This window comes from Variovorax sp. 05T418, from assembly GCF_056396385.1.
Genome location: NZ_JBFTLJ010000010.1, coordinates 261,583 through 284,900, shown reverse-complemented (window position 1 = coordinate 284,900; position 23,318 = coordinate 261,583). Strand labels below are relative to the sequence as shown.

The 23,318-nt window shown below is 64.1% G+C and carries 22 protein-coding genes; 13 read left to right on the top strand and 9 right to left on the bottom strand.

From position 1 onward, the window contains the following. Nucleotides 1–377: transposase domain-containing protein (locus tag AC1DMS_RS21325; protein ID WP_478181769.1), on the top strand; the 377-nt coding region annotated here is incomplete at its 5' end. Nucleotides 378–662: 285 nt separating this feature from the next. On the opposite strand, the gene AC1DMS_RS21320 is transcribed toward AC1DMS_RS21325, so the two are convergent. The 6 genes from AC1DMS_RS21320 to AC1DMS_RS21295 form a co-directional block, all read right to left on the bottom strand. Beyond that, nucleotides 663–1,736 carry an N-6 DNA methylase gene (locus AC1DMS_RS21320; RefSeq protein WP_478181768.1) on the bottom strand — a complete coding sequence of 358 codons (1,074 nt, stop codon included), beginning with the start codon at nt 1,734–1,736 and terminating at the stop codon, nt 663–665. Then, nucleotides 1,736–2,707, bottom strand: coding sequence for a hypothetical protein (locus AC1DMS_RS21315; protein ID WP_478181767.1), 972 nt, complete (start codon nt 2,705–2,707; stop codon nt 1,736–1,738). The genes AC1DMS_RS21320 and AC1DMS_RS21315 overlap by 1 nt, the downstream gene beginning before the upstream one ends. Then, on the bottom strand, nt 2,700–4,580 hold the full coding sequence (locus AC1DMS_RS21310; protein ID WP_478181766.1) for an ORC-CDC6 family AAA ATPase: 1,881 nt from the start codon (nt 4,578–4,580) through the stop codon (nt 2,700–2,702). Before AC1DMS_RS21310 ends, AC1DMS_RS21315 begins: the two co-directional genes overlap by 8 nt. Before the next feature lie 2 nt (nt 4,581–4,582). After that, complete coding sequence (locus AC1DMS_RS21305; protein ID WP_478181765.1) at nt 4,583–5,500, bottom strand: phosphoribosyltransferase-like protein; 918 nt, start codon at nt 5,498–5,500, stop codon at nt 4,583–4,585. Then, nucleotides 5,490–6,164 carry a dUTP diphosphatase gene (locus tag AC1DMS_RS21300; RefSeq protein ID WP_478181764.1) on the bottom strand — a complete coding sequence of 225 codons (675 nt, stop codon included), beginning with the start codon at nt 6,162–6,164 and terminating at the stop codon, nt 5,490–5,492. Before AC1DMS_RS21300 ends, AC1DMS_RS21305 begins: the two co-directional genes overlap by 11 nt. A gap of 453 nt (nt 6,165–6,617) precedes the next feature. Continuing rightward, nucleotides 6,618–7,541 carry an SOS response-associated peptidase family protein gene (locus AC1DMS_RS21295; protein ID WP_478181763.1) on the bottom strand — a complete coding sequence of 308 codons (924 nt, stop codon included), beginning with the start codon at nt 7,539–7,541 and terminating at the stop codon, nt 6,618–6,620. A 167-nt stretch (nt 7,542–7,708) separates the two neighbouring features. Here AC1DMS_RS21295 and imuA point away from each other — a divergent pair, with 167 nt between their 5' ends. From imuA to AC1DMS_RS21275, 4 genes are all read left to right on the top strand, one after another. Next, nucleotides 7,709–8,551, top strand: a complete 843-nt coding sequence (gene imuA, locus AC1DMS_RS21290) for a translesion DNA synthesis-associated protein ImuA (protein ID WP_478181762.1) — start codon at nt 7,709–7,711, stop codon at nt 8,549–8,551. Next, a complete protein-coding gene (locus AC1DMS_RS21285; protein WP_062365455.1) occupies nt 8,493–9,839 on the top strand; it encodes a Y-family DNA polymerase in 1,347 nt (448 codons plus the stop codon). The genes imuA and AC1DMS_RS21285 overlap by 59 nt, the downstream gene beginning before the upstream one ends. 10 nt (nt 9,840–9,849) lie before the next feature. Further along, the gene (locus AC1DMS_RS21280; protein WP_478181761.1) at nt 9,850–12,972 is read left to right on the top strand and encodes an error-prone DNA polymerase; all 3,123 of its coding nucleotides are present in this window, start codon (nt 9,850–9,852) and stop codon (nt 12,970–12,972) included. Nucleotides 12,973–13,139: 167 nt separating this feature from the next. After that, entirely contained in the window at nt 13,140–13,478 is a 339-nt protein-coding gene (locus AC1DMS_RS21275; protein ID WP_028256448.1) for a thiamine pyrophosphate-binding protein, read from the top strand. A gap of 124 nt (nt 13,479–13,602) precedes the next feature. Here AC1DMS_RS21275 and AC1DMS_RS21270 read toward each other — a convergent pair whose 3' ends face one another. Continuing rightward, complete coding sequence (locus tag AC1DMS_RS21270) at nt 13,603–13,794, bottom strand: helix-turn-helix domain-containing protein (RefSeq protein WP_150106816.1); 192 nt, start codon at nt 13,792–13,794, stop codon at nt 13,603–13,605. 239 nt (nt 13,795–14,033) lie between these two features. Between AC1DMS_RS21270 and AC1DMS_RS21265 the strand changes: the two genes are divergently transcribed. Continuing rightward, nucleotides 14,034–14,606, top strand: a complete 573-nt coding sequence (locus AC1DMS_RS21265; RefSeq protein ID WP_028256447.1) for a helix-turn-helix domain-containing protein — start codon at nt 14,034–14,036, stop codon at nt 14,604–14,606. A 477-nt stretch (nt 14,607–15,083) separates the two neighbouring features. Here AC1DMS_RS21265 and AC1DMS_RS21260 read toward each other — a convergent pair whose 3' ends face one another. Then, entirely contained in the window at nt 15,084–16,055 is a 972-nt protein-coding gene (locus AC1DMS_RS21260; protein ID WP_478181760.1) for a putative phage abortive infection protein, read from the bottom strand. A gap of 331 nt (nt 16,056–16,386) precedes the next feature. On the opposite strand from AC1DMS_RS21260, the gene AC1DMS_RS21255 reads away from it, so the two are divergent. Both AC1DMS_RS21255 and AC1DMS_RS21250 read left to right on the top strand, forming a co-directional pair. Beyond that, entirely contained in the window at nt 16,387–17,256 is an 870-nt protein-coding gene (locus AC1DMS_RS21255; RefSeq protein WP_478181759.1) for a restriction endonuclease, read from the top strand. A 178-nt stretch (nt 17,257–17,434) separates the two neighbouring features. Next, nucleotides 17,435–17,953 carry a hypothetical protein gene (locus AC1DMS_RS21250; protein WP_478181758.1) on the top strand — a complete coding sequence of 173 codons (519 nt, stop codon included), beginning with the start codon at nt 17,435–17,437 and terminating at the stop codon, nt 17,951–17,953. Nucleotides 17,954–18,050: 97 nt separating this feature from the next. Here the strand turns inward: AC1DMS_RS21250 and AC1DMS_RS21245 are convergent, their stop codons facing one another. Then, on the bottom strand, nt 18,051–18,413 hold the full coding sequence (locus AC1DMS_RS21245; protein ID WP_026284333.1) for a helix-turn-helix domain-containing protein: 363 nt from the start codon (nt 18,411–18,413) through the stop codon (nt 18,051–18,053). A 277-nt stretch (nt 18,414–18,690) separates the two neighbouring features. On the opposite strand from AC1DMS_RS21245, the gene AC1DMS_RS21240 reads away from it, so the two are divergent. The 5 genes from AC1DMS_RS21240 to AC1DMS_RS21220 all read left to right on the top strand — a co-directional run bounded on the left by AC1DMS_RS21240 (nt 18,691) and on the right by AC1DMS_RS21220 (nt 23,286). Then, nucleotides 18,691–19,263 carry a helix-turn-helix domain-containing protein gene (locus AC1DMS_RS21240; protein WP_418148857.1) on the top strand — a complete coding sequence of 191 codons (573 nt, stop codon included), beginning with the start codon at nt 18,691–18,693 and terminating at the stop codon, nt 19,261–19,263. A gap of 985 nt (nt 19,264–20,248) precedes the next feature. Beyond that, nucleotides 20,249–20,800, top strand: a complete 552-nt coding sequence (locus AC1DMS_RS21235; RefSeq protein ID WP_478181757.1) for a hypothetical protein — start codon at nt 20,249–20,251, stop codon at nt 20,798–20,800. Between the two features lie 7 nt (nt 20,801–20,807). After that, a complete protein-coding gene (locus AC1DMS_RS21230; protein ID WP_478181772.1) occupies nt 20,808–21,899 on the top strand; it encodes a relaxase/mobilization nuclease domain-containing protein in 1,092 nt (363 codons plus the stop codon). Nucleotides 21,900–22,276: 377 nt separating this feature from the next. Then, nucleotides 22,277–22,528 carry a helix-turn-helix transcriptional regulator gene (locus AC1DMS_RS21225; RefSeq protein WP_478181756.1) on the top strand — a complete coding sequence of 84 codons (252 nt, stop codon included), beginning with the start codon at nt 22,277–22,279 and terminating at the stop codon, nt 22,526–22,528. Nucleotides 22,529–22,935: 407 nt separating this feature from the next. Further along, entirely contained in the window at nt 22,936–23,286 is a 351-nt protein-coding gene (locus tag AC1DMS_RS21220) for a nuclear transport factor 2 family protein (protein WP_478181755.1), read from the top strand. The last annotated feature ends 32 nt before the right edge of the window (nt 23,287–23,318 follow it).

The window sequence follows — 23,318 nt, the reverse complement described above, 5'->3', positions numbered from 1 at the left end:
CGCCGGCTCGCCTTCTCTGGGTCTTGCTCGCTCTTCATGGTGTGCACCATCTCCTCTTAGCGCACACCTCCAAGCGGGTCTGCGATTCGGGTCAGATGCTTCCCGCAGCTTGCACATCAGGCAAGGACGGCCTTCGTCGGACTATTACGAACCAGATCCGCCCGATCGCTATCGGACGATCGAATTGGCTGTTCGCGGGATCGCTACGGGCGGGCCAGCGCGCCGCGGCCATCATGAGCCTGATCCAGTCGGCCAAGCTCAATGGACACGAGCCGCATGCGTACCTCAGCGACATTCTTGAGCGGCTGCCCACGCAGCCGGCCAGTCGCGTCGGAGAGTTGTTGCCGCATCTCTGGCAGCCAACCGCAGTGCGCTGATCGAAGGACCGTCGTCAAGACGGGATCACCGCGCGCTTACCGCTATCGTAGGTGGAGCGGGCATCCACACCGTCCTGCTGCTGCCGGTGCGCAGGCCCTACAGAGGCGTTGGAACTGCAGCGTGGCCCGGTCCATGCCCGCGTGCCGATGAGAGGGCAAGGCCTGCGCTGTCCGACTTCGCAAAACACTTATGCTCATCTCACGGCTTTACGCAGCATCAGAACCTGGGGATGGCCACCTGTCCTTGGCCTATGGGGAGTCCTCGTTTCAAACCGCAAGCTGCACCTAAACCAGGACGTCGCTTGGAAGCACTGCCTGTGCAGAACGCGCCGTCAACCAAATCTCTGCAAGCACCGCTGAGGCACGCTCCACTGTGATGTACGGGGCCCCAGTTCCCCGATAAGCAGACGCAAAAATCGGCCAGGAAGCAAGCACCATTCGCCTCAATGTCTCGACCTCCGCCTCCGACTCGCAGACCACGCCAAGCACGCAGTCCGACAGCGTCACTCGTCGACCCGCTCCGAGCACACACAGCTTCCCGGGCGTGACGAGCCCAACCCGAGGGAACAGCAACGCAGGCCCTGTCAGGACGCCGCCCTGCACATGCTCACCCGAGTGCTTCACCGTGCCGTTCAGCAGGTTGTTTGTATGCACCAGCGGCCTGCCCTGCCTGACCGGAACCACCGTGCGGGAATGCATCTGGACGCGGCCTCGCGAAATCGTTAGGGCGAAGGGGGCGGCGACGTGCTCGGCGACCGAGACGCGGACGTTTACCTTCGTCATCCGAACCAGGCAGGTTCGCGCCCTCACGCCCTGGAACGCAGACCTCGCGTTGTCGCGGATGACCTCGACGTTGAACTGCTCGCGCAGCGCACGCCAAACGGGCTCGTCATGTTTGCTAACCAGGCATCCGTCCGGCAGGACCGCCAAGATGGTTCCATCTGGCCTCAAGAACGGAATGCTGTTGACGACAAACGCCATCGCGATGCTGGCGTGAAACACCTCATTTCCAACCGCAACTTCGAACGTCTGCCGGTTCCTGCGCGAGAACGGAGGGTTCAGCAGGACCAGATCAACGCCTGCGAGGTGGTTCCGCAGCGACGATGACCGCACAGAGCGCGGGCTCAGGAAGTCCGAACAAGCAGCCCGCCAATTTGGTCGGCTCTTTCGAAGGCTGGCCACCGAGGCGGCAGACACGTCGTTGGCAATCATCGAAGCCGCCGGCCAGCGACGCTCGGCCGCGAGCAGGAGGCTTCCCTCGCCACATGCAAAGTCGGCAATCGAGAGCGTGCGGCGACGCGGTGTAGCGAGGCCCACCAGCGCGTCGGCAAGCTCGGGCGATGTGTAGAAGCGGTCCATCAGCGCCGCCCCGCTCCGGTCGTCATCGAGCTGCCGCCTGCACCTGCGGTGATGGCGCCAACGTGATAGACCAAGAGCCTATCCAGGCCGTCGGTGCGGCCCTCCTTGCGAATCGGGTTGTCATAGATGAGCTCAATGCGGCTCGGCGACGTCAATGCGAACATCACCGCGCCCAGTGCGTGCGGCTTCGTGCCAATCATGGCGACCTTCAATGTGGAGTTGGGATGGCGCCGAGCCAATTCCTGCAGAAGGTAGAAGCAGCTGAAGGGGCAGTTTGCCGGCACGAACTCGATGTGGTGCCAAGCGCTCGTCTCCTCCAGCGCGGCCCTGTTCCCCATGTAAGTCTCGAAGACGTACCAGGGCTTGAAGCCCGGGATGCCCACCACCGGCACTATCCGCTCGTGGCTTGGCTGCACCTGCTCGATGACATGGCGAAACCTTGCCCCCTCGAACCCCAGCAGCGGCACGAAGACTGATTCTTCCGTCGTGGAAATCGTTGCGAAGCCGGGCATTGGCGCGATGCCAGCGATGCGTGCACTGAGGTCGTAGATTTGGCCTTCAAGCGGTGCCGCGCTTCGCTTGTACCGATACGGTTCCACGTAGACAGCACGCACCTCCATCCTCGCGGCGATGGCCGCCCGGATGAGCGCAGCCCAGGTCGGATGGCTTAGGCCGGTGATGTCGACGTACAGGACTCGGCCTGTTCCCAATGGAGCAAGCAGCCTCGAAAGCGATGCGGCGCTCCGCAGGAAGAATTCCTCCTCGACGCCGGACACCTGGAAACCAGAGACGGATTCAGTAGTGACCTCGATGAGCTGAACCTCCGTGCAACTCTGTCCCCACTGGCCGGTGTGACCGCTGCGGTCTTCATTGCTGACGCGATAGATATACGCACTCCCAGGCACGGGCGTAAAGAGACTGACCGACTCGAAGGTGTCAGTCAGAATCGGCTCGCGCTTCAACTCACGCATAGAAGTCGCCGAACAGCTGCATCTGGTCAGGAAGGTCTGCTTCGGACTCCCTGTGGTTGAGCTTCAAGACGGCTTCGATGCCCTCTCTCGGCTTTTCCACCAAGCTCAGCAGGTTCGCCGTCGACAGCAGAATCTTTCGCTTCTTCCGGTGGCTAAAGACAAAGAAGGGCGCAAAGATCGGGTGAATCATGTAGTCGTAGGCCTTGGTATCCCGCTCATCCAGCGGCTTGCTGCCGGCATACCTGACCAACGCCAAATGCATCACCGAGTGCTTGAGCAGGTCCATGGCCTTCCCATCACTGTCGGACTCCTGCTCTTCGCGAAGGTGGAATTGATTCGCCTCCGGCGTGTGTCCAGCAGGCGATTCAGCCAGAACGCCAAAGACTCGGCCGAGGCTCAACAGAAGCTTCGTCAACCGTGCGCCGTCGACGCTGAGGCCCTCCAGCTCGGATAGGTTCTTTCGCCCGACCGCCTGCGCAGCTCGGGTCTGAACCTCGGCGCTGATGGGCGAGAGCGGCTCACCGCCTTCTTCGTCATGAAGGAGAAGTGCCGAGTGCACCAGCTCAAGAAGATAGCGGATGTTGCCTTCGCAGAGCGATAGGTAGACGTCCCAGCCGCTGTAGTACTTCCGGATGCCCCGCTTGCCGTTGCGGATGGCGAACAGCGATGCATGGAAGTGGTTGTTGAAGCGGTCCTTGCTGGAAGAACTGTCCGTAAGCCACGCATTAATCTCCTGGGAGAGCGTAGTCGTCCCCTTATGGGAACTCGCCCAATAGTCCAAGAAGTACTGAACGCCAATCGGAAGTGCCTTTGCAGCTTCGAGCTGCGCTGGCGAGCTCGCCGCTTCAATCGCCTTGCGGACGCGAGCTTCTTGACCCTTGTCAATCAGGCGCGCGGCCTCATCGAGGTCGTCCAGCTTGGGGAACAGTGAAGGGAAATCTGCGACAACGGCAGTACCCTCAACCGCCCCTTGGTATCGAGCCGACAGAACGCCCTCGGCGAACGACTTGAAGCGAGATTCCGTCAGCATCTCAGCGATGGAAATGCGTGCGTAGTCCGCCGGAGAGGTCAGCTGCTCGTTTCCATTCAGCGTTGAACGCTCTCGCCATCCGAGCTCTCGTACACCGACCTTAAATGTGTAGGCGCCCTGCGAGTGCTTGATGATGGTGTTGAGGATGCGCTGCTGATAGTCCTCAAAGTTCTCGAACTCGTCGATGAGGAAGAAGAACTGCTTGCCGGCCAGCTCCTTCGTGCGGAGCAACGCTGAGGCAAGCGCATCCACCGGCGCGCCCTGCATCGACAGAAAGGTCGGCGGCGCGTCCACGATGCTATTGATAGACGCTTCGAACACCAACATCTGAAGTCTGACTTCCTGAGCCAGGTCAGCCAAGCGGCCGTCAGACTTGAGGCCGAGGGTCGCGCGGAACGCTGCAAGGTCATTCGGGTCCAGAGACAGGTCTCGGTCCGTCTGAAGCTCGTACCAGCAGGCGAACTCCAGGAGCTGCGTGCAGAACACCAAATTCAGATAGTGGCCAAAGCAGGCACGCCACCTTTCCTCAGACAGCTCCGGTCCCCGGAAAGCCGTCACGCGGTTGGTGTTTACGCGGTGGTATAGGCCAAAGAACTGCCAAGTGTCGATGACACTCTTGTCAGATTTGGCGAAGGCGAACTGACCTTGGTACGAGAGGCCCTGCAGGACAGTAGTCTTCCCAGTGCCCCGCCCTCCAATGAGTACACACGGCCGATTCGTCTTCAGCAAATCGAAGTAGCCCGGTACGGTGAACAAGTCGAATAGCTGCTCGCGAAGCCATTCCGCCTTGTAGAGGCCAAGCACCGTGCTCAGCTTTTCGATAGACCCGTTCTGGCTCGTCATGGTTATTTCTTCAGGAGCGGCTTCCAGCCGTTCTCTTGGTGCGTGAAGATAGGCAGCACAGCATCTGGCCACCCATGTTCGAAAGCAAGCGCCAAGCCGAGTTTTCGGTAGCCCATCCAGCACCCCTCCTGTCCATCGCGAAATGGAATGCCGGCCTTTACGCTCGCGCGCTCGACAAAGAGGGGGCCTTCGACCTTCATGTCGTCCCGCCAAATCACCGAGCTGCTGGACAGGGCGCCGTACGTCTCCGGAAGGGCGTGCGCAGGCACAAGCTTCACCAACGGGCACTTTCGTGCAATGTAGTCACGACCGACATCGGTGCAAATCAAGGGGCAGTAATAGAAGCCCACCGCGCCTGACCCGATAGTGGCTACGAGCGACTTGAACGACGCCGCTCCCAGGTCAGACAGCTGGTGAATCTTTGTCCACGTGTTCTCGAACTGTTCGCCGGAACCGACAAAGTCGTCGACAAAGATGACGTTGCCGCGAGGGGTTGCCTTCAGCTGGTCGAGTGCCTTCGCTGGCGAGAGCAGCTGTTCCTCCTGCACTCCAAGCTTGTTGCGAGCCAGCCGGGTGAAGATAAAGCCGCTGTCCGCATCACTGCTGTAGTTGCCCTCGGCGCGGACGACGATGGCCGACTCCAGGAACTGGGTCCACTGCGAGCTGGCCGAGAAGTAGTTGTCCTTGTTCTGGACCACCAACTGCGACAGGTTCTGGAAGGCACCCTGGAACAGCGCGCCCACCAGCTCGTCCGCGAAGTAGGTGAAGCCCTCCAGCAAGCGGACGGCGTACTTTTGGTCGGCGGCATCGAAGTTCTCGAGCCAGCCTTTGGGGTCAAAACGTGTCGCCCGTGGCCACAGCTGCGCGCTGACAAAAAACTTCCAGTTCTCGGCAACGGTTGGTGGCAGCTCAACGGCCACGTGCTACCTCGTCGTACTTTTTCGACAGCCGGCCGTAGAGCTCGGACGCGAAGGTGGCCGGGTTCTTGTCCAGGCCCGCAGCGAACTCCACCAACCATACGTTGTCCTCGCGGCCGTCCCAGGTCTTTATGTACGTGCCCGCCTTGTAGCCATGGTCCTGCCGGAACCCGTTGAGCACGTTCTTCCCGACGTACATCTCGTAGAGCGTTTGCTCTTCCAGGCCGACGGCACTGGCGAGCTCGCAAAACCCAGCCAGGTCGAAGCGCCTTGTCGTCAGGACGGACGTCGCGAAAGCTTCCACCAGGGCGATGCGCGCCGCGGAGTTGTCAACGCCAGCGCCGCTGCGCTTTCCGTAGACGACGTAGGCACCGAGGAGCTGCGTTGCAGCGTCGTCCGCCGTCCCGTGCTGCTGCAGAAGCTCGCTCAACCCGAAGTGGAAGATGTCGACCAGCTCCAAGTGGACCTGGGGAATGTCTGGCGATTGATGCTTCCACCACTTCCAACCGATGTGGTCCACGAGCTCAGCGCACTCCGTCCAAATCGCCCGGAACCAGGCGTTGCTCGCATCGCGCCAATCGGGGCGAATCCTGCAGTTGATGCCGTCCTGAAGCTCGAGCATGGACTGCAGCCGGCTCCTCAGCGTGACCTCGCCTGCAGTACTCATATTGTTTCCTCAAGTGTTTTGCATTGATATCTTAAGTGAACCCGGGTCATGCAAGCCCCCGCCGCAACGCCGGATTCGCGGGGCATCGACCGCTCTGTCGTCCGGGGTGTAGAGCAACGGTGCCTTGGTGATTGTTCGACGGAAGCCAGTGCGGGCATCGCGTACCTACGTTCCCGGTTCAGCTTCAAAGCTGAGCGCCTGCGCTTTGCCAGCCTGCCCAAGGCCGTCGATTTCCGCTTCGGGTCGGGAGGAGTTCCAAGGCGCGCGGGCCATGACGGGTCATTGGCAGCCTGCTCGCAGGCTCCCGCGGGCAAATTCCGATCTCGAAGATAGAGCAGTCGTTGAGGGCGACGCGCATCGAATGACAGGTGACTGCCACCCCTGACCTTCAGGTGGCGACCGGCGAACGGCTCTGACCAGTCTGAAGCAACCATACGGTGGCTGCGCATGCCCTTATGCTGCCAGCCTGTGCTCGTAATACGGCCGCTCGCGGTCATCGAGGACGGCGTACGAGGCCTCCAGGTTCGCGCGATCGGGCCGCAGCCACGCATCGATGTTCTCCGGTTTGATGGGGATGATGCAGCGGTCGTGGCCCACCGCCGCAATCTCTGCCGGAGGTTCATCGGAAATGGCGGCGAACGAGAGCAGGTCGGGCTCGCCGGGCGCCGACCACGCGGACCAGAGGCATGCGACCAGCATGTCCTGCTGCGGCCGCGGTCTGAACTCGAGCACCACATCCTCGCCATCCCGCTTGACGTGCTCATAGAAGGCATTGACGACCATGATGCCGTGCGACCGGCCGAAGACGTCCTTCCAGAACCCTTCCAGGTTGTCGCGCCGGGCGTTGTAGGTGCCGGGATAGAGCGCATCGAACTTCGCGGGCTTGCCGGCGGGCCGGCACTGGTAGCGCATGGGCTTGACCACCCGCTGCCCGTCCTCCCAGATCATCACGGGGACATACACGCCCGGAAAGATCCGCGCATCGCGCGGTTCGAGTTCGACACGGTTCAGGTCCGCCAGCTTGCCCAGACCCCACTCGATCTTCGCCGTGGCGATCCGCACATCCTCCGCCGCCTTCTTGGTTTCTTTGACCTGGAGCTTGCGTTCGGCGTCGGCGAGACGCTTGCGCTGCTTGAAGAGATCCTGCTCGAGCGCCATGGCCTGTTCGGCATTGAAGGCGTCGATCAGGCCCTTGATCTCCCGCTCCTCGTCGGACTCCGGGCTCATGAACGCGGCGTCGACGGCCTTCGGAATCTTGATCCTGGGATTGCCCTGGCGCTCGTAGTACAGCTTGGCGAACGCGCGCAGCGACAGGACACCGCCGAACTGGCGGAAGAACCGCTTGTAGTCGGCGCGGATCTGGGCTGAGTAGCACATGCGTCCCATTGTGGCGGTGGTCCCGGCTTCGCCGGGCGGGGATTTTCCTTGGGAGTGGGGGGCAGTGGATTTCACAAAGCGGCATGGCCGGGACAAATTTGTAAACCTTCTTGCTCACTCGCTGTGCCGGATGGATACTGTTTATCCATACAGTATCTGGAGTCCTTGTGGCCATCCCCCTGTCATGGGCCGATGGCGATGAAGCGTCGTCGGCCCGCGAAAGTTCACCGCCGTCGGAGCGGCCGCGGCGCCCGGCCGTCGTGCTGCCGCACGCGGTCGAAGCGGCCGTCTGGCGCGGCGATGCGCTCGGCACCCCGGTCACTTCGGCCGTGAGCACAGGGTTCGAGCGCCTGGATGCCGAACTGCCGGGCGGCGGCTGGCCCTGCCAGTCCCTGACCGAAGTGCTGCAGGTCCAGCCCTCGGTGCTCGAATGGCGGCTGCTCGCGCCCGCCATGCGCACGCTGGTCGGGCAGGGCCGGCAGATCGTCGTCATCGGCCCGCCGAAGGCTCCGCACCTGCCGGGGCTGCGCCACCTCGGCCTCGACGAGCGCCACCTGGTCTGGATCGCCGCCGACAAGCCCGTCGAGCGCCTGTGGGCGACCGAGCAGCTCATCAAGGCCAATGCCGCCGGCATGCTCGTGAGCTGGCTGCCGCAGGCCCGCCAGGAGCAGATCCGTCGGCTGCAGGTCTGCGCCCAGGGCTGCGACGGACCCGTCATCCTGTGTCGGCCGGCCGCGGCCGAGCACGAGTCGTCGGCCGCCCCGCTGCGTCTGCAGGCGCGCTTCGGCGTCGACTGGGAGCTGCGCATCCACCTGCTCAAGCGCAAGGGGCCGCCGCACGAGGGGGAACTGACGCTCTCCTCGGTGCCCGGTGGCCTGGAGGCCATCCTCACGCCGCGCCTTCGCCACCCGAGCCGCCTGATCGCGGCGCGCCAATCCCGGGAGCTTTCCCATGCTGTGGGCAGCCCTTCTTCCCGACAGCCTGCCGGCCGACCCGCAGCCGCGCACTGAGGCGCTCGATGCCCTCGCGACGTGGTGCCTGCAATTCACGCCCCGCGTCGCGGTCCTCGAAGCGCTTCTGCCGTGCCCAGCGGTTGTCATGGAACTCGAACAGAGCGTGCGCCTGTTCGGCGGCAAGCGCCGGCTGGTCGAGCGCGTGCGCGAGGAATGCCCCGACCTCGGCGTGCGGCAGCTGAGCTGGGCGCCGACCAGCCTGGCCGCGCTCGCGGTGGCCCGGGCCGGCCTGTCGAACGGCTTCGCCAAGCCGCTTGTTCAGCTCCTCGACGCGCTGCCGATCGAAACCCTGACGCAGGTCGCCGCCCACCAGGCGACGCTCGCCCGTCTCGGCTGCCGGACCTTGGGCCAGGTGCGGGCCCTGCCGCGCGGCGGCCTGAGCCGCCGCTTCGATGCCCAGCTGCTCGCCACCCTCGACCAGGCCTACGGGCTGCGCCCGGAGACCTATCCCTGGGCGCAGCTGCCGGAGACCTTCCGCGCCAGGCTCGAGCTGATGGCGCGGGTCGAGCACGCGCCCGCCATGATGTTCGGTGCCCGCCGCCTGATGCTGCAGATGGCCGGCTGGCTCATGGCCCGGCGATCCGGCGTGACCGCGTTCACCTTGCGCTGGTGCCATGACGCGATGCGCGCCAGGACCGCCGGTGACGGCGGCGAGCTCACCGTGCGTACCGCGCAGGCCACGCGCGACACCGAACACCTGATGCGGCTGCTGGCCGAGCACCTGGGCAAAGTTGAGCTGCTGGCGCCCGTGGGCGACCTGGAGCTGCTGGCGACCGAAGTGCAGTCGCTGGAGGAGAAGAGCCTCTCGATGCTGCCCGAGGCCCGGCAGTCGGGCGAGAGCCTGGCGCTGGTGCTCGAGCGCATCGCAGCGCGGTTCGGGCCCGACCGCGTGCTGCGTCCGGTCATCCTCGAAGACCACCGGCTGGAGTGGATGTGCCGCTGGCGTCCGGCGCCCGAACCGGCGCCACGGGCGCGGTGCCGCACGGTCGACGTGCCGCAGCCGACCTTCATCCTGCCCAAGCCCTTGCGCCTCGCGACCCAGGCCAACCGTCCGATCTACCAGGGCGTGCTGCAGTTGCTCGCGGGTCCCCATCGCGTCGAGGGCGGATGGTGGGACCGCACGACGCAGGAAGGTGAAGAAGGTGAGGGCGGACAGGAGACCACGCGCCAGGCGAGCCGCGACTACTGGGTGGCCGTGAGCGAGCACGCCGGCGTGCTGTGGATCTTCCAGATGCGCCTGGCCCAGGACGAGACGGCGTGGTTCCTGCACGGCACCTTCGCCTGAGAGGCCTCCCGTGGACCTGCCCGATTACGCCGAGCTGCGGTGCGTGAGCAATTTCAGCTTCCTGCGCGGCGCGAGCCAGCCGGAGGAGCTTGTCGAGCGCGCGAAGCAGCTGGGCTACACGGCACTGGCCCTCACCGACGAATGCAGCCTGGCCGGTGTCGTGCGCGCGCATGTGGCGGCGAAGGACCATGGCCTGAAGCTGCTGATCGGTAGCCAGTTCCTCGTCGAGCCCGACGCAGAGTTCGACCCGGAGGCCGCGCCGTTCACGCTCACCGTGCTGGCCTGCGATCTGGAGGGCTACGGCAACCTCTCGGCGTTCATCACCAAGCTGCGGCGCAGCGCCGAGAAGGGGACCTACAAGCTGACGCTCGCGCAGATCCGCGGCGCCGAACTCGCCGGTTGCGTGGTGCTGGCTTCGCCCAGGCGCATGGCCACGCCGGCGCAGCTGGGCTGGCTCGGGACCTGGCTGCTGCGCGAGTTCCTCGGGCGCTGCTGGTTCGCCGTGGAGAAGCTGCGCCTGCTCGACGACGAGATGTGGCTGCACCGCCTCGGCGAGATCAGCGCGGCCACCGAGATTCCGCTGGTGGCCGCGGGCGATGTGCATTTCCATGTGCGCTCGCGCAAGCCGCTGCAGGACGTGATGACCGCGACACGCCTGGGCAAGCCGCTGACCGACTGCGGCCTCGAACTGCAGCCCAACGCAGAGCGGCATCTGCGCACCCGGCTGCGGCTCGCGCAGACCTATGCGCCCGAACTGCTGGCGGAAACGCTCAAGGTGGCGGCGCGCTGCAGCTTCAGTCTCGACGAGCTTCGCTACCAGTACCCCGACGAGGTGGTGCCCGCGGGCGAGACGCCGGCCGGCTATCTGCGCCGCCTCACCTACGAGGGGGCCGGGCGCCGCTGGCCCGATGGCATCCCCGCCAAGGTCCAGGCGCAGATCGCGCACGAGCTCGCGCTCATCGCCGAGCTGAAGTACGAGCACTACTTCCTCACGGTCGCCGACATCGTGATGTTCGCGCGCTCGCGCCACATCCTCTGCCAGGGGCGCGGCAGCGCCGCGAACAGCGTGGTCTGCTACTGCACGGGCGTCACCGAGGTCGACCCGGGCCGCATGAGCGTCCTGTTCGAGCGCTTCATCTCCAAGGAGCGCAACGAGCCGCCGGACATCGACATCGACTTCGAGCACGAGCGGCGCGAGGAGGTGCTGCAGTACCTCTATGCGAAGTACGGGCGCGACCGCGCCGCGATCACCGGGGTCGTGATCAGCTACCGGCCGAAGAGCGCGATCCGGGACGTCGGCAAGGCGCTGGGGATGTCGCTGGAGACGGTGGACGCCCTCGCCAAGGGGCACCAGTGGTGGGACGGGGGGGCGGTGCGGCCGGAGCGGCTGCAGGAGCTCGGCCTGTCTGCGGATTCACTGCAGGTGCAGCAGCTGCTGCACCTGACCGAGCAGCTGATCGGCTTTCCGCGGCACCTGAGCCAGCACACGGGCGGCTTCGTGCTCACGAAGGGGCCGCTGTGCCGCATGGTGCCGATCGAGAACGCCTCGATGCCCGACCGCACGGTGATCGAATGGGACAAGGACGACCTCGATGCGCTCGGATTGCTAAAGGTGGACTGTCTCGCGCTCGGCATGCTGACCGCGATCCGCAAGGCGCTGGACTTCATCGGCCTGCGCAAGGGCTGCGTGTTCGGCATGCAGGACATCCCGGCCGAGGACGGCACCACCTACGACATGATCTGCAAGGCCGACACCATCGGCGTGTTCCAGATCGAGAGCCGTGCGCAGATGAGCATGCTGCCGCGGCTGAAGCCGCGCTGCTTCTACGATCTGGTGATCGAGGTCGCGATCGTGCGGCCGGGGCCGATCCAGGGCGGCATGGTGCACCCGTACCTGAACCGGCGCCAGGGCCGGGAGCCGGTGGTCTACCCGAGCGAGGCACTGAAGGAAGCACTGGGCCGGACCCTGGGCGTGCCGGTGTTCCAGGAGCAGGTGATGCAGATCTCCATCCTGGCGGCGGGCTTCACGCCGGGCGAGGCCGACGGCTTGCGGCGGGCGATGGCGGCGTGGAAGCGCAAGGGCGGGCTGGAGCACTACTACGCGAAGATCGTGGACGGCATGACCGCGCGCGGCTACGAGGAGAGCTTCGCGAAGGCCATCTTCGAGCAGATCAAGGGGTTCAGCGAGTACGGCTTCCCGGAAAGCCATGCCGCGTCGTTCGCGCTGCTGGTCTACGCGAGCTGCTGGATCAAGTGCCACCATCCGGCGGAGTTCCTGGCGGCCATGCTGAACGCGCAGCCGCTCGGGTTCTATTCGCCGTCGCAGCTGGTGCAGGATGCGCGGCGGCACGGCGTCGAGGTGCGGCCGGTCGACGTGATGTACAGCGACGTGGACTGCACCCTGGAAGACCTGGCGCACGAACCGGCCGTGCGGCTCGGGCTGCGCATGATCGGCGGGCTCGCGTCGGCCTCGGCCGGGCGCATCGTCGAGGCCCGCGCGCAGCAGGTGTTCGACAGCACGGAGGACCTGGCGCTGCGCGCGAGGCTGGAACTGCACGAGATGAAGTTGCTGGCTGCGGCCGATGCGCTCGCGAGCCTGTCGGGTCACCGGCGGCAGCAGGTCTGGGAAGCGTCGGGGCTGCGCGCAGCGCCTGGGTTGCTGCGCGAGGTGCCGGTGGATGAGGATTTTCTGGAACTCGACGCGGCGCCCGAGGGCGAGGAGATCGTGTTCGACTATGCCTCGACGGGTTTGACCTTGCGCCGGCATCCGCTCGCGTTGCTGCGCGAGCGCCTCGCGCGGCGCGGGCTCATGACGGCGCGGGATCTCGACGGGGTCGAAAACGGCGAGCAGGTGAGCCACTGCGGCATCGTGACGTTGCGCCAGCAGCCGGAGACCGCGAAGGGCACGATCTTCGTGACGCTGGAAGACGAGACGGGCGTGGTGCAGGTGATCGTCTGGAAGAGCCTCAGGGACGTGCAGCGCGAGGAACTGCTGGGCGCTCGGCTCATGGCCGTTCACGGCAGGTGGCAGCGCGAGGGGGCGGTGAAGAACCTGGTCGCGACGCGGCTGGAAGATCTGACGCCGCTGCTGGGGCGGTTGGCGGGGGCGACGGTGAGCCGGGATTTCCGGTAGCCATCGATGTATTGATGGCCTACCTGCAGCGGCCGCTGACATGGTGACTGCCCTTGCCGCTGCGGGCCGCTTCCATCGACACGCCGGCTAACCGCCAAGGCGGCCAACTTCACGGCGGAGGACTGACGCATGGCCCTGCAGATCAACGGCGCGCAGGCGCGGTGCGCTTGCTTCCCGCGGCGCAGGTGCGCGAAGTCTTCGGCATTGTTGGCGGCAAGCTGGGGCCGCTGCTGCACGCCGTCGCGCAGCAGGTGCAATTGCGCTTCGTCGAGGTGCGGCAACGAGGGCGCGGGGCCATGATGGCGGCCGCAACCCATGCCGCGCCGGGGCGGATCGCGGTGGCGCTGGGCGAGATGGGGCCGGGCGGCCTCAACATGGCCTCCGGTCTTGGCGTGGCCTTGAACAACAACCTGCCGCTTCAATGCACGTCGGTATGTCTCGCTTTTGAGACGAGGACTTCCGAATCAGCGGTAGCTAGGCTCCGGCTCCAGTCAAAGTCGCTATAGCGCACCTCAGGTGCTGTTCGCAGGCGCGGCACCAGTCCAAATAGAACGGCCGGCGCACTCAAGAGAGGTCTGTATGGGGGCGCAGAAGGGCGCGAGACGCTTCGGATCGTTGATCCGGCGGCGACTATTCCTCGAGAAGCTGATATGGCCTGAGATTCAGTGCCAATGCGAGGCGCTCGAGATTGTCGAGTGAAATGTTGCGAGCCTGACGCTCAACGTGGGCGACGAACGTCCGATGCAGTCCTGCTTCGAACGCCAAAGCCTCCTGGGACCACCCCTTTGCTCCGCGCTGGCGGATCAAATTCAAAGCAAGCACCTCCCTCGCCGAGGCTTGGGGTTGCTTCGAAGAATTCCTGGGACTAGTCACAGGGGAAGTCTTCGAGAAAGCTGCTTTTACGTCAGCCGCGTTTGAGTCACAATCGAAAGGCCTGATGGCTCTACAAGAGGTCTGTGGTCATGCGAAACATTTGGGTGCCGTCGCCATTTCCCACTGCGCATTTGCCGAAACTGCCGGCGTCGGTCACACGCGTTCGGCCGAGGCAGCCAGTGCCCGTCGTGCGCAGTTTGTCCGCGGCGCGCATTGGCGCGCAGGTGAGGGCGCTGCGCATGGCGGCCGATGTGTCTGGCGGCGCGCTGGCCAAGACTTCGGGGATTTCTGCCTCGATGCTTTCTCGCATCGAGCGCGGGCTGGTCTCGCCTTCGGTGGAGACCCTGGAGCGCCTCGCGCAGGGCCTGCATGTGCCGACCTCGCGCTTCTTCAGTGATCAGGCGCGGCGAACGGACTTCTGCCATGTGCGCGCAGGACATGGTGTCCTGGTCGATCGCATCGGCGCGGTGGCGGACTACCGCTACGAGCTGCTGGGCCATCTGCTGTCGGGCAACCTGTTCGTGGAGCCCTACCTGGTCACGCTGCTGCCCGGGGCCGATCCCTATGTGACCTTCCAGCATCCGGGTCTCAAGTTCCTGTACTTCCTGTCCGGGGAGGTCCGCTACCGCTATGGCGGCAGGACTGCGGAGGTGAGGGCAGGGGACTCGCTGCTGTTCGATGCGACCGCACTGCATGGGATCGAGGCCATTCAGACCCAGCCGGTCTCATACCTTTCAGTGGTGTTTACGCTGCGAGAGTAGGCCTGTTCCTGGCGGCACTGCCGCGCAGCGGGGCGACGCGGATGTCCGTTCGATGGTCTCCCCGAATTCGCTATGTGCCGAATTCACCTCTCTGTCCGGCTCCATTTCTCGGTGTTCGGCATGCCGAACACCGAGAAAGTCTCGAACGGTCGCAACAGCGGAGGTCTTCTGCTTGATGGCGCCGTGAGGAAACTTATGCAACGGCCGCGTGGAGTTGCTCCGCGAGCGGAATGAATTTTCGGGTTCGGTAGCCTGGAGCGGCGGTCGCAGGACGACGTCGAAACTTCGAGGGAAAAGTGCTCGTGCGGCTACGAGGGCGGGATCGTTCCGTCTACCTCCGTCATGTTCGGCATGCCGAACATTGACGGCGGTCTTCGAGCTGTCGATCGACGGCAACGCTCCGGAGCCGCGAAACGGCAAGGGGAGTTCGACGCTGGAATTCCAAGGGCAGAGTCCTTGTGCGGCTATGAGGGCTGGCTATGCCGACGGTGGCAGCTTGCGTTTGGCTTTGGCGACCTCGGATGAGAATGCAGCTTCGTTGAACGGCCATGGTTCTGGTGGCAGGTTCGCCGTGAACGAAGACGGGGGCGACACAGTGAACTCATGGGCGATGGCATCAATCAGTTCATCGGGTGCCCCCTCCAGATTGTCGAAGAGCGCATAGTCATTGACCAGATCAGCAAACTTCTCGCCTTCCGGTGTGAGGCAGTTGTAGAGAATAAAAACCAACTCGATCCAGGAAAGTTGCGCGCGCACAAGCGCGACGTAGTGCCACTTTTGAACATCGTCGAGTTCAGAGGTGTCGATCCACCGCAGCAGACGGTACAGGGTGCGAAAGACGGCATCCAACTCCGATCGATGCATACGGATGACTTCTTTGTAGCCCCAGAGCGCGATCATGAAAACGTTGGAGAGGTTGCCCTTTTCTTCGGCGTCCCCGGTTGCGGACGCCCTGCGTATTTCCCCAAGATAGATCTTCGCTTCCTCTTCATCGAGGGCCCCAAGGCCTTCGGCACGTTGATGCCTCTGCATCGCAACCACGCTCGAGAAGCGCTGCTCGTACATGGTTGTCAAGGCTTGACGTCCCTCGCCGCMGAGTTTGCTTTTCGTGGCCGAGAGAAGGGAGTGATAGTTGGCTAGCCATGAGAACAGCGACTGCTCGAATCCCTGGAGCACCGCACTTCGATGGGCACTGCGTATTTCTTCAAGCGAGGCCTGCAGTTCCTTCCGCTGCAGCATGAGCGTCAGGAAGATCAACGTGACTGTGGCGATTCCGACGAGGGGGTTGATAAGCCCGCCGACGTAGTCTCCAAACGCTCCCCAATCGCCGGGATCGCGGGACATTTTTTGCCCGCCAAAAGCATGGAAGTACACCAACAGGACGACGAGTGCGGCGAGGATGACGATGGCAACGATCCAATACGCAGCCATGAGCAAATGCTCGCTCATGGACGTCTTGGGGACAGGCGCATTGGTGGAGGTCATTCAAAGAACGGAGTAGTAAATCGCCAGCTGCGACGATTCAGCAATTCAATCATGGTCATAACCGGTATCGGTCGTGAGCATCACGGCGTTTGCTTCCACCCCATGGTGCGATTCATCGGCGCGGCGCCTCAGTTTGGGCTTCGGCGCGGACCGGGGGGTGCGTTAAAAAAAAGGCCAGTGTGTCGATCCGTGTCGCACGCACGTGGCCGGCCGAAATCCCATCGTGACGAGCGTAACGGACTGTATCAAAGTCGGCTGCTTTTGGGCAAAATCCGCCAGAAGGAGGAATTCATCGATGGCCCGCCGCAAAAGAACCAGCCCCGCCGAAGACGTGGTCGACCTGATTGCCTTGTTGCCTTGGTATGTGGGGGTCATCCTGGCTCTTGCCGGGTACCTGCTGCTCCACCGCATCGCGATAGCGCCCCTTCCCAGTGCCCTTGGCCCCGGTGAGGTGGGCAATGCGATGGTCGGAGCCGTGGGGCGCGGCCTGGCGACTGGCGGGCAGTACATCGTGCCGATCCTCTGCCTCGCCGGCGCAGCCATCTCTGCTTGGCGCCGTCACGCGAGGCGTTCGTTGATGGACAACGTCACCCGCTCAGACGCTCCCGACATCCTTGACGACATGAGCTGGCGGGAGTTCGAGATGCTGGTGGGCGAGGGTTTCCGCCTGCAGGGCTACCAGGTCGCGGAGAACTTCGAGCCGGGTCCGGACGACGGCATCGATCTCACCCTTCGCAAGAACGGAGAGAAGTACCTGGTGCAATGCAAGCAATGGCGGGCCCTCAAGGTCGGCGTGCCCGTGGTGCGCGAGCTCTATGGCGTCATGGCGGCCAAAGGGGCCGCCGGTGGATTCGTTGTCACTTCCGGTCGATTTACGCCGGAGGCCGAAGCGTTCGCCAGTGGTCGCAACCTTCGCCTGCTCGACGGCCCGCAGTTGCACCGGTTGTTGAAGCAGGCCCGAGGCGGCTCTTCGGCCAAGCCCGCCGCCGACATCAGGGCGACGGAGCAGGCCAGCAACGCAGCGCCCCAAGCGGCGAAGACAGCCGCCCCGAGCTGCCCCAGGTGCACGCAGCCCATGGTGCGACGTACGGCCAGAAAGGGAGCCAACGCAGGCCAAGAATTCTGGGGGTGCTCGGACTATCCGCGGTGCCGCGGCACCGCTTGAGCATGGGCACAGGCGTCCACTTTGCTCGTCGATCTGGAGAACGTCCAACCTTCGCCGCAGGAGGGGGAGGCTTGGCTCGGCAAAGCCGCCAGTGAGCTTGCCAAGGCGGCGCCGACGAGCTCACCGCCGACCGACAGGCTCGCGGCCTGAGCACATCGCCGCTGGCAAAATCGCCAGCATGCGTGTCAAGCAGATCGAAGATCTCCCCATGGCCACAAGCGCCGAGCTGTACCAGCTCAGCTGGGTCATCGAGCAGCTCATGGCCGACCCCAGGCGCATCGTGCAGGCGCGCTCGCAGCTGCACATGGGCCAACTGGTGAAGTACTGGGACTGGGGGACCGGCAAGCTGCGCGAGGCTCGCATCGCGGCGATGAAGGACCGGCAGGTCACGCTGATCGACGAGCAAAGCAAACAGCGCTTCAGCGTGCTGTACGCGGCCGTCGTGCCTGTCGGTGATCAGCAGGCAGGCGCGTCACCCTCACCCACGACTGCCGCGCCGCTGAGGCCGCCGCCGGAGATCCATCACAAGCAGGACTTCCGCGTCGGCCAACGTGTGAGCTTCACCGATCAAAGCCTGAAGCGCCACGTCGGAGAAATCGTTCGGCTCAACCAGCGCACGGCCACCGTTCACTGCGACGGGCGCGCATGGCGCGTGGCGTTCGCTCTGCTTCAACACGTCGCAGATGTCACGCCCTAAACAGTCGAGCCGTCAACAACGGCCTCGAGCGGACTATTACCAAAGGCCCGCCCGAGGAAACCAGAAACCGAACTGTTGAGGTCGCGGTTTCTGCGCGTTATCGGTGACCACGCGACTTCTCCGACGACGCGACAAGAACTGCTTGGTTTGAGCGTCGCAACTCGCCGCCTTTCCATGAGGGCGCCAGCGTCTCTTTCATGCCTTCGAACAGAGTGGGGAGTGTGATCTTCAAGCAATAGCACAGCGTGGCCAGCGTCAACAGCGAAGGGTTGATGTGTCCTCGTTCTATCTTGGAGATGCGCGAGCGCTCCACCTCCGCATCGAAGGCCAGTTCGACCTGCGTGAGTCCTGCCTGCTCGCGGAAATACCTCAGGTTTCGCCCGAGAGCCAGGGTCACTGCGTTGGGCAACCTGCCCCGCGCAATGCCAGATGGCGTCTTGGATCGTGTGCCTGCATTCATGTCCGAGCAGGCTCGTTGAATGTGCTTGTGGAGGAAACGTCTTAAACGACACATAATCCCGCTGTGCATGTTTTTAAGAACACGATGCAGCAACGATGCGGAACCAGAGCAGCTACCTTCAGATTGAACGCCACCGGCGATTTCTTGGCGGTGGCCTGCGCGTGATCAGCGGGGGCGTATGACGCGCAAAGAAGCCGCCTCGCCTTTGCCAACGGTCCGCCCCTTGCGGCTGCCGGTCTCGGTGACGCGTGTCCGATCGAGGAAACCCGCACCTGTCGTGCGCAGCCTGTCCGCGGCGCGCATCGGGGCGCAGGTGAGGGCGCTGCGCATGGCGGCCGAGGTGTCTGGCGGCGAACTGGCCAAGACCTCGGGGATTTCTGCCTCGATGCTCTCGCGCATCGAGCGCGGGCTGGTCTCGCCGTCGGTGGAGACCTTGGAGCGTCTCGCGCAGGGCCTGCAGGTGCCGACCTCACGCTTCTTCAGTGATCAGGCGCGGCGCACTGACTTTTGCCATGTGCGTGCAGGACATGGTGTCTTGGTCGATCGCATCGGCGCGGTGGTGGACTACCGCTATGAGCTGCTGGGCCATCTGCTGTCGGGCAACCTGTTCGTGGAGCCCTACCTGGTCACATTGCTGCCCGGCGCCGGTCCCTATGTGACCTTCCAGCATCCGGGCCTCAAGTTCCTGTACTTTCTGTCCGGGGAAGTCACCTACCGCTATGGCGGCAGGATGGTGGAGGTGAGGGCCGGGGACTCGCTGCTGTTCGATGCGACCGCACTGCATGGGATCGAGACCATTCAGACCCAGCCGGTCTCTTACCTGTCGGTGGTGTTCACGCTGCGAGAGTAGGCTGTTCTTGGCGGCCCTGCCGCGCTGCGGGGCGACGCGGATGCCCATCGATGGTTCCCCCGCGAATTCGCTGCGTGCCGAATTCACCTCTCTGTCCGGCTCTATTTCTAGGTGTTCGGCATGCCGAACACCTAGAAGGTCTCGAACGGCAGCATCAGCGGAGTCTTCTGCTTGATGGGGCCGTGAGGAAGCCATGCAGCGGTCGTGGGGGCTTGCTTCGCGAGCGGAATGAATTTTCGGTTTCTGTAGCCTGGAGGTGGCGGTCGCAGGACGACGTCGAAACTTCGAGGGCAATGTCCTCTCGCGGCCATGAGGGCGGGATCGTTCCGTCTACCTCCGTAATGTTCGGCACGCCGAACATTGATGGTGGTCTTCGAGCTGTCGATCGACGGCAAGGCTCCGGAGCCGCGAAACGGCGAGGTGAACTCGACGCTGGAATCCGAGGGCAAAGTCCATGTGCGGCTACGAGGACGGGATCGTTCGGTCTACCTCCGTAATGTTCGGCATGCCGAACATCGATCGAGGGCTCCGAACTGCCGATCGACCGCAACGCTCCGGGAGCGGCGAAACGGCGAGGGGAGGTCGACGCTGGAATTCCGAGGGCAACGTCCTTGTGCGGCCATGAGGGCGGGATCGTTCCGTCTACCTCCGTAATGTTCGGCACGCCGAACATTGATGGTGGTCTTCGAGCTGTCGATCGACGGCAACGCTCCGGGGCTCCGAAACGGCGAGGTGAACTCGACGCTGGAATCCGAGGGCAACGTCCTTGTGCGGCCATGAGGGCGGGATCGTTCCGTCTACCTCCATCAATGTTCGGCATGCCGAACATTGATGGAGGGCTCCGAACTGCCGATCGACTGCAAGGCTCCGGAGCGGCGAAACGGCGAGGTGAGTTCGACGCTGGAATTCCGAGGGCAAAGTCCTTGTGCGGCTATGAGGGCAGGATAGACTGCCGTCAGACATTGTTAACAGCGATGGCTTTGCGATGACTAAGACCTCTCTGTCCAGCGTGATCGGGACCCGGGTGCCGCCCGAAACGAAGGCTCGGTTTGCCGCGCTGGCCGCGCGGCATCAGCTCAGCGAGTCGGGGCTGCTCGCCAAAATGGTCAACGAAGTGCTGAGGTCCAACAGCCCGGAGACGCATGATTCGAATGCCGACGGTGTCGCCACGGATCGCATCACGCTGCGGCTTCGCCAAGGCGATCGCGCGCTCGCGGCCGGACGAGCCCGGGTCCGTGGGATGAAGACAGCCAGCTACCTCACTCTGCTGGTCCACAACCATGTGCGTGACGCGGCCGTGCTGCCGCCGAACGAGCTGGATCACATCAAAGCGACCGGCGCCCGACTGGCTGCGCTGCAACGACAGCTTCGAATGTTCGGCATGCCGAACACACTGCCCGGGCCGGTGGCGTCGGACCTGGGCGAGGCGATCGCGTCGGTCCGGCGGGACGTCGAGGCGGCACGCGAAGCCACGGCCGCCCTCGTGCGCCGCAACCTGATCAGCTGGGAGACCGGCGGCGGGAGTGCCCATGCCTGAACAGAGGATGCGCGTGGGCCGAAGCAGCCGCGGCGCGGCCGACGCGCCGCGCGACCTGACCCTGGACATCGTGAGCTACGGTCGGCGAGGACCGGGCGGCCAGCTCCGCCTCGGCGCCGACCAGATCGCGCAGATCCAGCGCACCGTGGGGCGCACGCCCGAGGTGATGGTGAAGGTCTCCGGCGGCGGACGGGACATCGGCGGCGTCGAGGCCCATCTGCGCTACATCGGCCGGCACGGCAAGCTGCCGATCGAAACCGACGAGGGGCTGATGCCGCAGGGCCGGGGCGCTCCCAAGGAGATCACGGCCGACTGGCAGCTCGAGCTTTGCAGAAGCCAGTACAAGCCGAGACCCGCTCCGGGGCAGAAGGACACGCGTGCGAAGCTGGTGCACAACATCGTTCTGTCCATGCCCGCCGGCACGCCGCCGGACAAGGTACGGGCTGCCGCCCGCGTCTTTGCGCGCGAGAACTTCGCGCTGCAATATCGCTACGCCATGGTGCTGCACACCGATCAGCCGCACCCTCATGTGCACCTGGTGGTCAAGTGCGAGCACGAGTTTGAGCCTGGCCGGCGCCTCCACATCCGCAAGGACACGCTGCGCCAGTGGCGCGAGCAGTTCGCCGCACTGATGCGAGAGCAGGGCGTGGCGGCCAATGCCACACCGCGACAGGTGCGAGGGCAGACCCGCAAGCCGTACAGGGATGCGATCCATCATCGGCTGCGCGCGCTTCGGGCATTCGGGCAACTGCCGCCCGACGACCGAGCCAGGCATCGGCCGCCGAAGACCTCGACCTTCATGCGCGCCAAGCTGGAGAACCTGCTCCAGGCGCTGGGTTCGGGGCGGGGCGCCGTGGATGACGGACAAGAGCAGATGCGAAACACCCGGCGGGCAGTGGTCGCAGATTGGCGCGCCACAGCGGATGCGCTTCGAAGACACGGCGAGGCCAATCTGGCAGCCGAGGTGGATCGCCTTGTCGACCGCATGCCTCCTGTACAGACGGATGGACAGCGCATGGCCGAGCGCTGGAGGGAGACCGAGAGAATTCGAGCGCTGGAGCGTTCGGATGCCAAGTCACCTGGGCCACCTGTTCGGTGAGCCTAGGACTCTCGGGCCGACGAAATCTAACGCAGGGCGGTGGCTCTGCGCTTCCAATGAGCGCTGTCGACTTCACTGGAGGGTTGCAGTGGCAGTCTCGCCGCCTGAGCGTGGTGGCTGCTGTGCCCCGGTCAGCACTTTGCCCCTGCCAAAGTTGCTAGTTGTCTGAACTCGCGAGTCGTTGCACGCTCCGCGCATCCATGCGGGAGACAGGTTTCGGGGGCGCTGGATTGGACTGCAACTGGCGAACGGAGTCCGAAGGTCAATGCCGATCTGGTTTCGGTGCCGGTTGTGCTCTCGTCCGGGTTCTTCAGGCCAGCAGTTCACCGTTGGTACGCACCGCCACTTGAAGGCCGAATCTAGTTCAAGGAGTTGTCATGCAATTCGAACCCCATGCCGATCACCGCCATGTTGATCTGTCGAGCGCGACAGGCCCCGCGTTTTTTCGCATGGCCGACGTGATACGCATCACCGCACTGAGCCGCGCCACCGTGTATCGAAGAATTGCCGAAGGCAAGTTCCCGCCTCCCGTGCACTTGGGAGGACACGCCTGTGGATGGCCTCGTGCAGCGCTCCAGCGCTGGATCGAAGATCCGGAGGGGTACTCGGAAGCTTCCGGGACCAGCTGATTTCAAAATTGGAGCCTGGCCACGTCTTGGCGAGTTGGCGTCCATCGGGCAGGATCAGGCCGATGGGCGCTTCTTCACCCGTCAGCCGTTCATGCTTGTCCAGCCACTTCAGTTACAGCTCCATCTGGCCCTTGTGCTCAGCCTTGAAGCGGCCGAATTTGAGTTCGATGGCCGCGAGGCGACGCAGCCGTCCGGGTGGCGTACATACTCACGGTTCGATGGTTCTAGCTACGCTAGCCCGCAATCGGCCGGAAATAGCCTCACGGAAATCACGATTCGCGCGCAGCAGACCTTCGCTTGGGCTGGCCGAAAATGTGATTTCGGACCGGTTCAAAATGTGCGTCACGGCCCTGATTCATTGATCACTCGCGCGGGCCCCACCGCCATTCATGGATGGAGATGCTGAAATGCCCAAAGATCACAAGACAATCCTCGCGACCGCCAACGCCGTCATCATGGACGGCGACTTCGAAGGGTTCTTGAAGTTCTGCACCGAAGACACCGTCTGGAACTTCGTGGGTGACACGATCCTGCGAGGCAAGCATGCCGTTCGCGAGTGGATGGCCGTCGCGTACAAAGAGCCGCCCCGTTTCCAGGTTCACCACATGATCGGCGAGGGCGACTTCGTTGCCGCACTCGGCGAGATCACGTTGACGGACGAGGAGGGGAACACACAGCCTCATGCGTACTGCGATGTCTGGCGATTCCGTGATGGCAAGATGGCCGAACTGCAGGCTTTCGTCGTCCTTGCCTCGTAAAGACGGCGGGAATTGGAGGAGGCGTTTGTCGG

Coding starts and splice junctions, on each gene's coding strand:
- AC1DMS_RS21255 (WP_478181759.1), top strand. CDS start 16,387: ATGGCCCGCCGCAAAAGAACCAGCCCCGCCGAAGACGTGGTCGACCTG.
- AC1DMS_RS21315 (WP_478181767.1), bottom strand. CDS start 2,707: ATGCGTGAGTTGAAGCGCGAGCCGATTCTGACTGACACCTTCGAGTCG.
- AC1DMS_RS21295 (WP_478181763.1), bottom strand. CDS start 7,541: ATGTGCTACTCAGCCCAGATCCGCGCCGACTACAAGCGGTTCTTCCGC.
- AC1DMS_RS21235 (WP_478181757.1), top strand. CDS start 20,249: ATGACTAAGACCTCTCTGTCCAGCGTGATCGGGACCCGGGTGCCGCCC.
- AC1DMS_RS21225 (WP_478181756.1), top strand. CDS start 22,277: ATGCAATTCGAACCCCATGCCGATCACCGCCATGTTGATCTGTCGAGC.
- AC1DMS_RS21310 (WP_478181766.1), bottom strand. CDS start 4,580: ATGACGAGCCAGAACGGGTCTATCGAAAAGCTGAGCACGGTGCTTGGC.
- AC1DMS_RS21220 (WP_478181755.1), top strand. CDS start 22,936: ATGCCCAAAGATCACAAGACAATCCTCGCGACCGCCAACGCCGTCATC.
- AC1DMS_RS21250 (WP_478181758.1), top strand. CDS start 17,435: ATGCGTGTCAAGCAGATCGAAGATCTCCCCATGGCCACAAGCGCCGAG.
- AC1DMS_RS21320 (WP_478181768.1), bottom strand. CDS start 1,736: ATGGACCGCTTCTACACATCGCCCGAGCTTGCCGACGCGCTGGTGGGC.
- AC1DMS_RS21230 (WP_478181772.1), top strand. CDS start 20,808: ATGCGCGTGGGCCGAAGCAGCCGCGGCGCGGCCGACGCGCCGCGCGAC.
- AC1DMS_RS21300 (WP_478181764.1), bottom strand. CDS start 6,164: ATGAGTACTGCAGGCGAGGTCACGCTGAGGAGCCGGCTGCAGTCCATG.
- AC1DMS_RS21245 (WP_026284333.1), bottom strand. CDS start 18,413: ATGAATGCAGGCACACGATCCAAGACGCCATCTGGCATTGCGCGGGGC.
- AC1DMS_RS21285 (WP_062365455.1), top strand. CDS start 8,493: ATGCTGTGGGCAGCCCTTCTTCCCGACAGCCTGCCGGCCGACCCGCAG.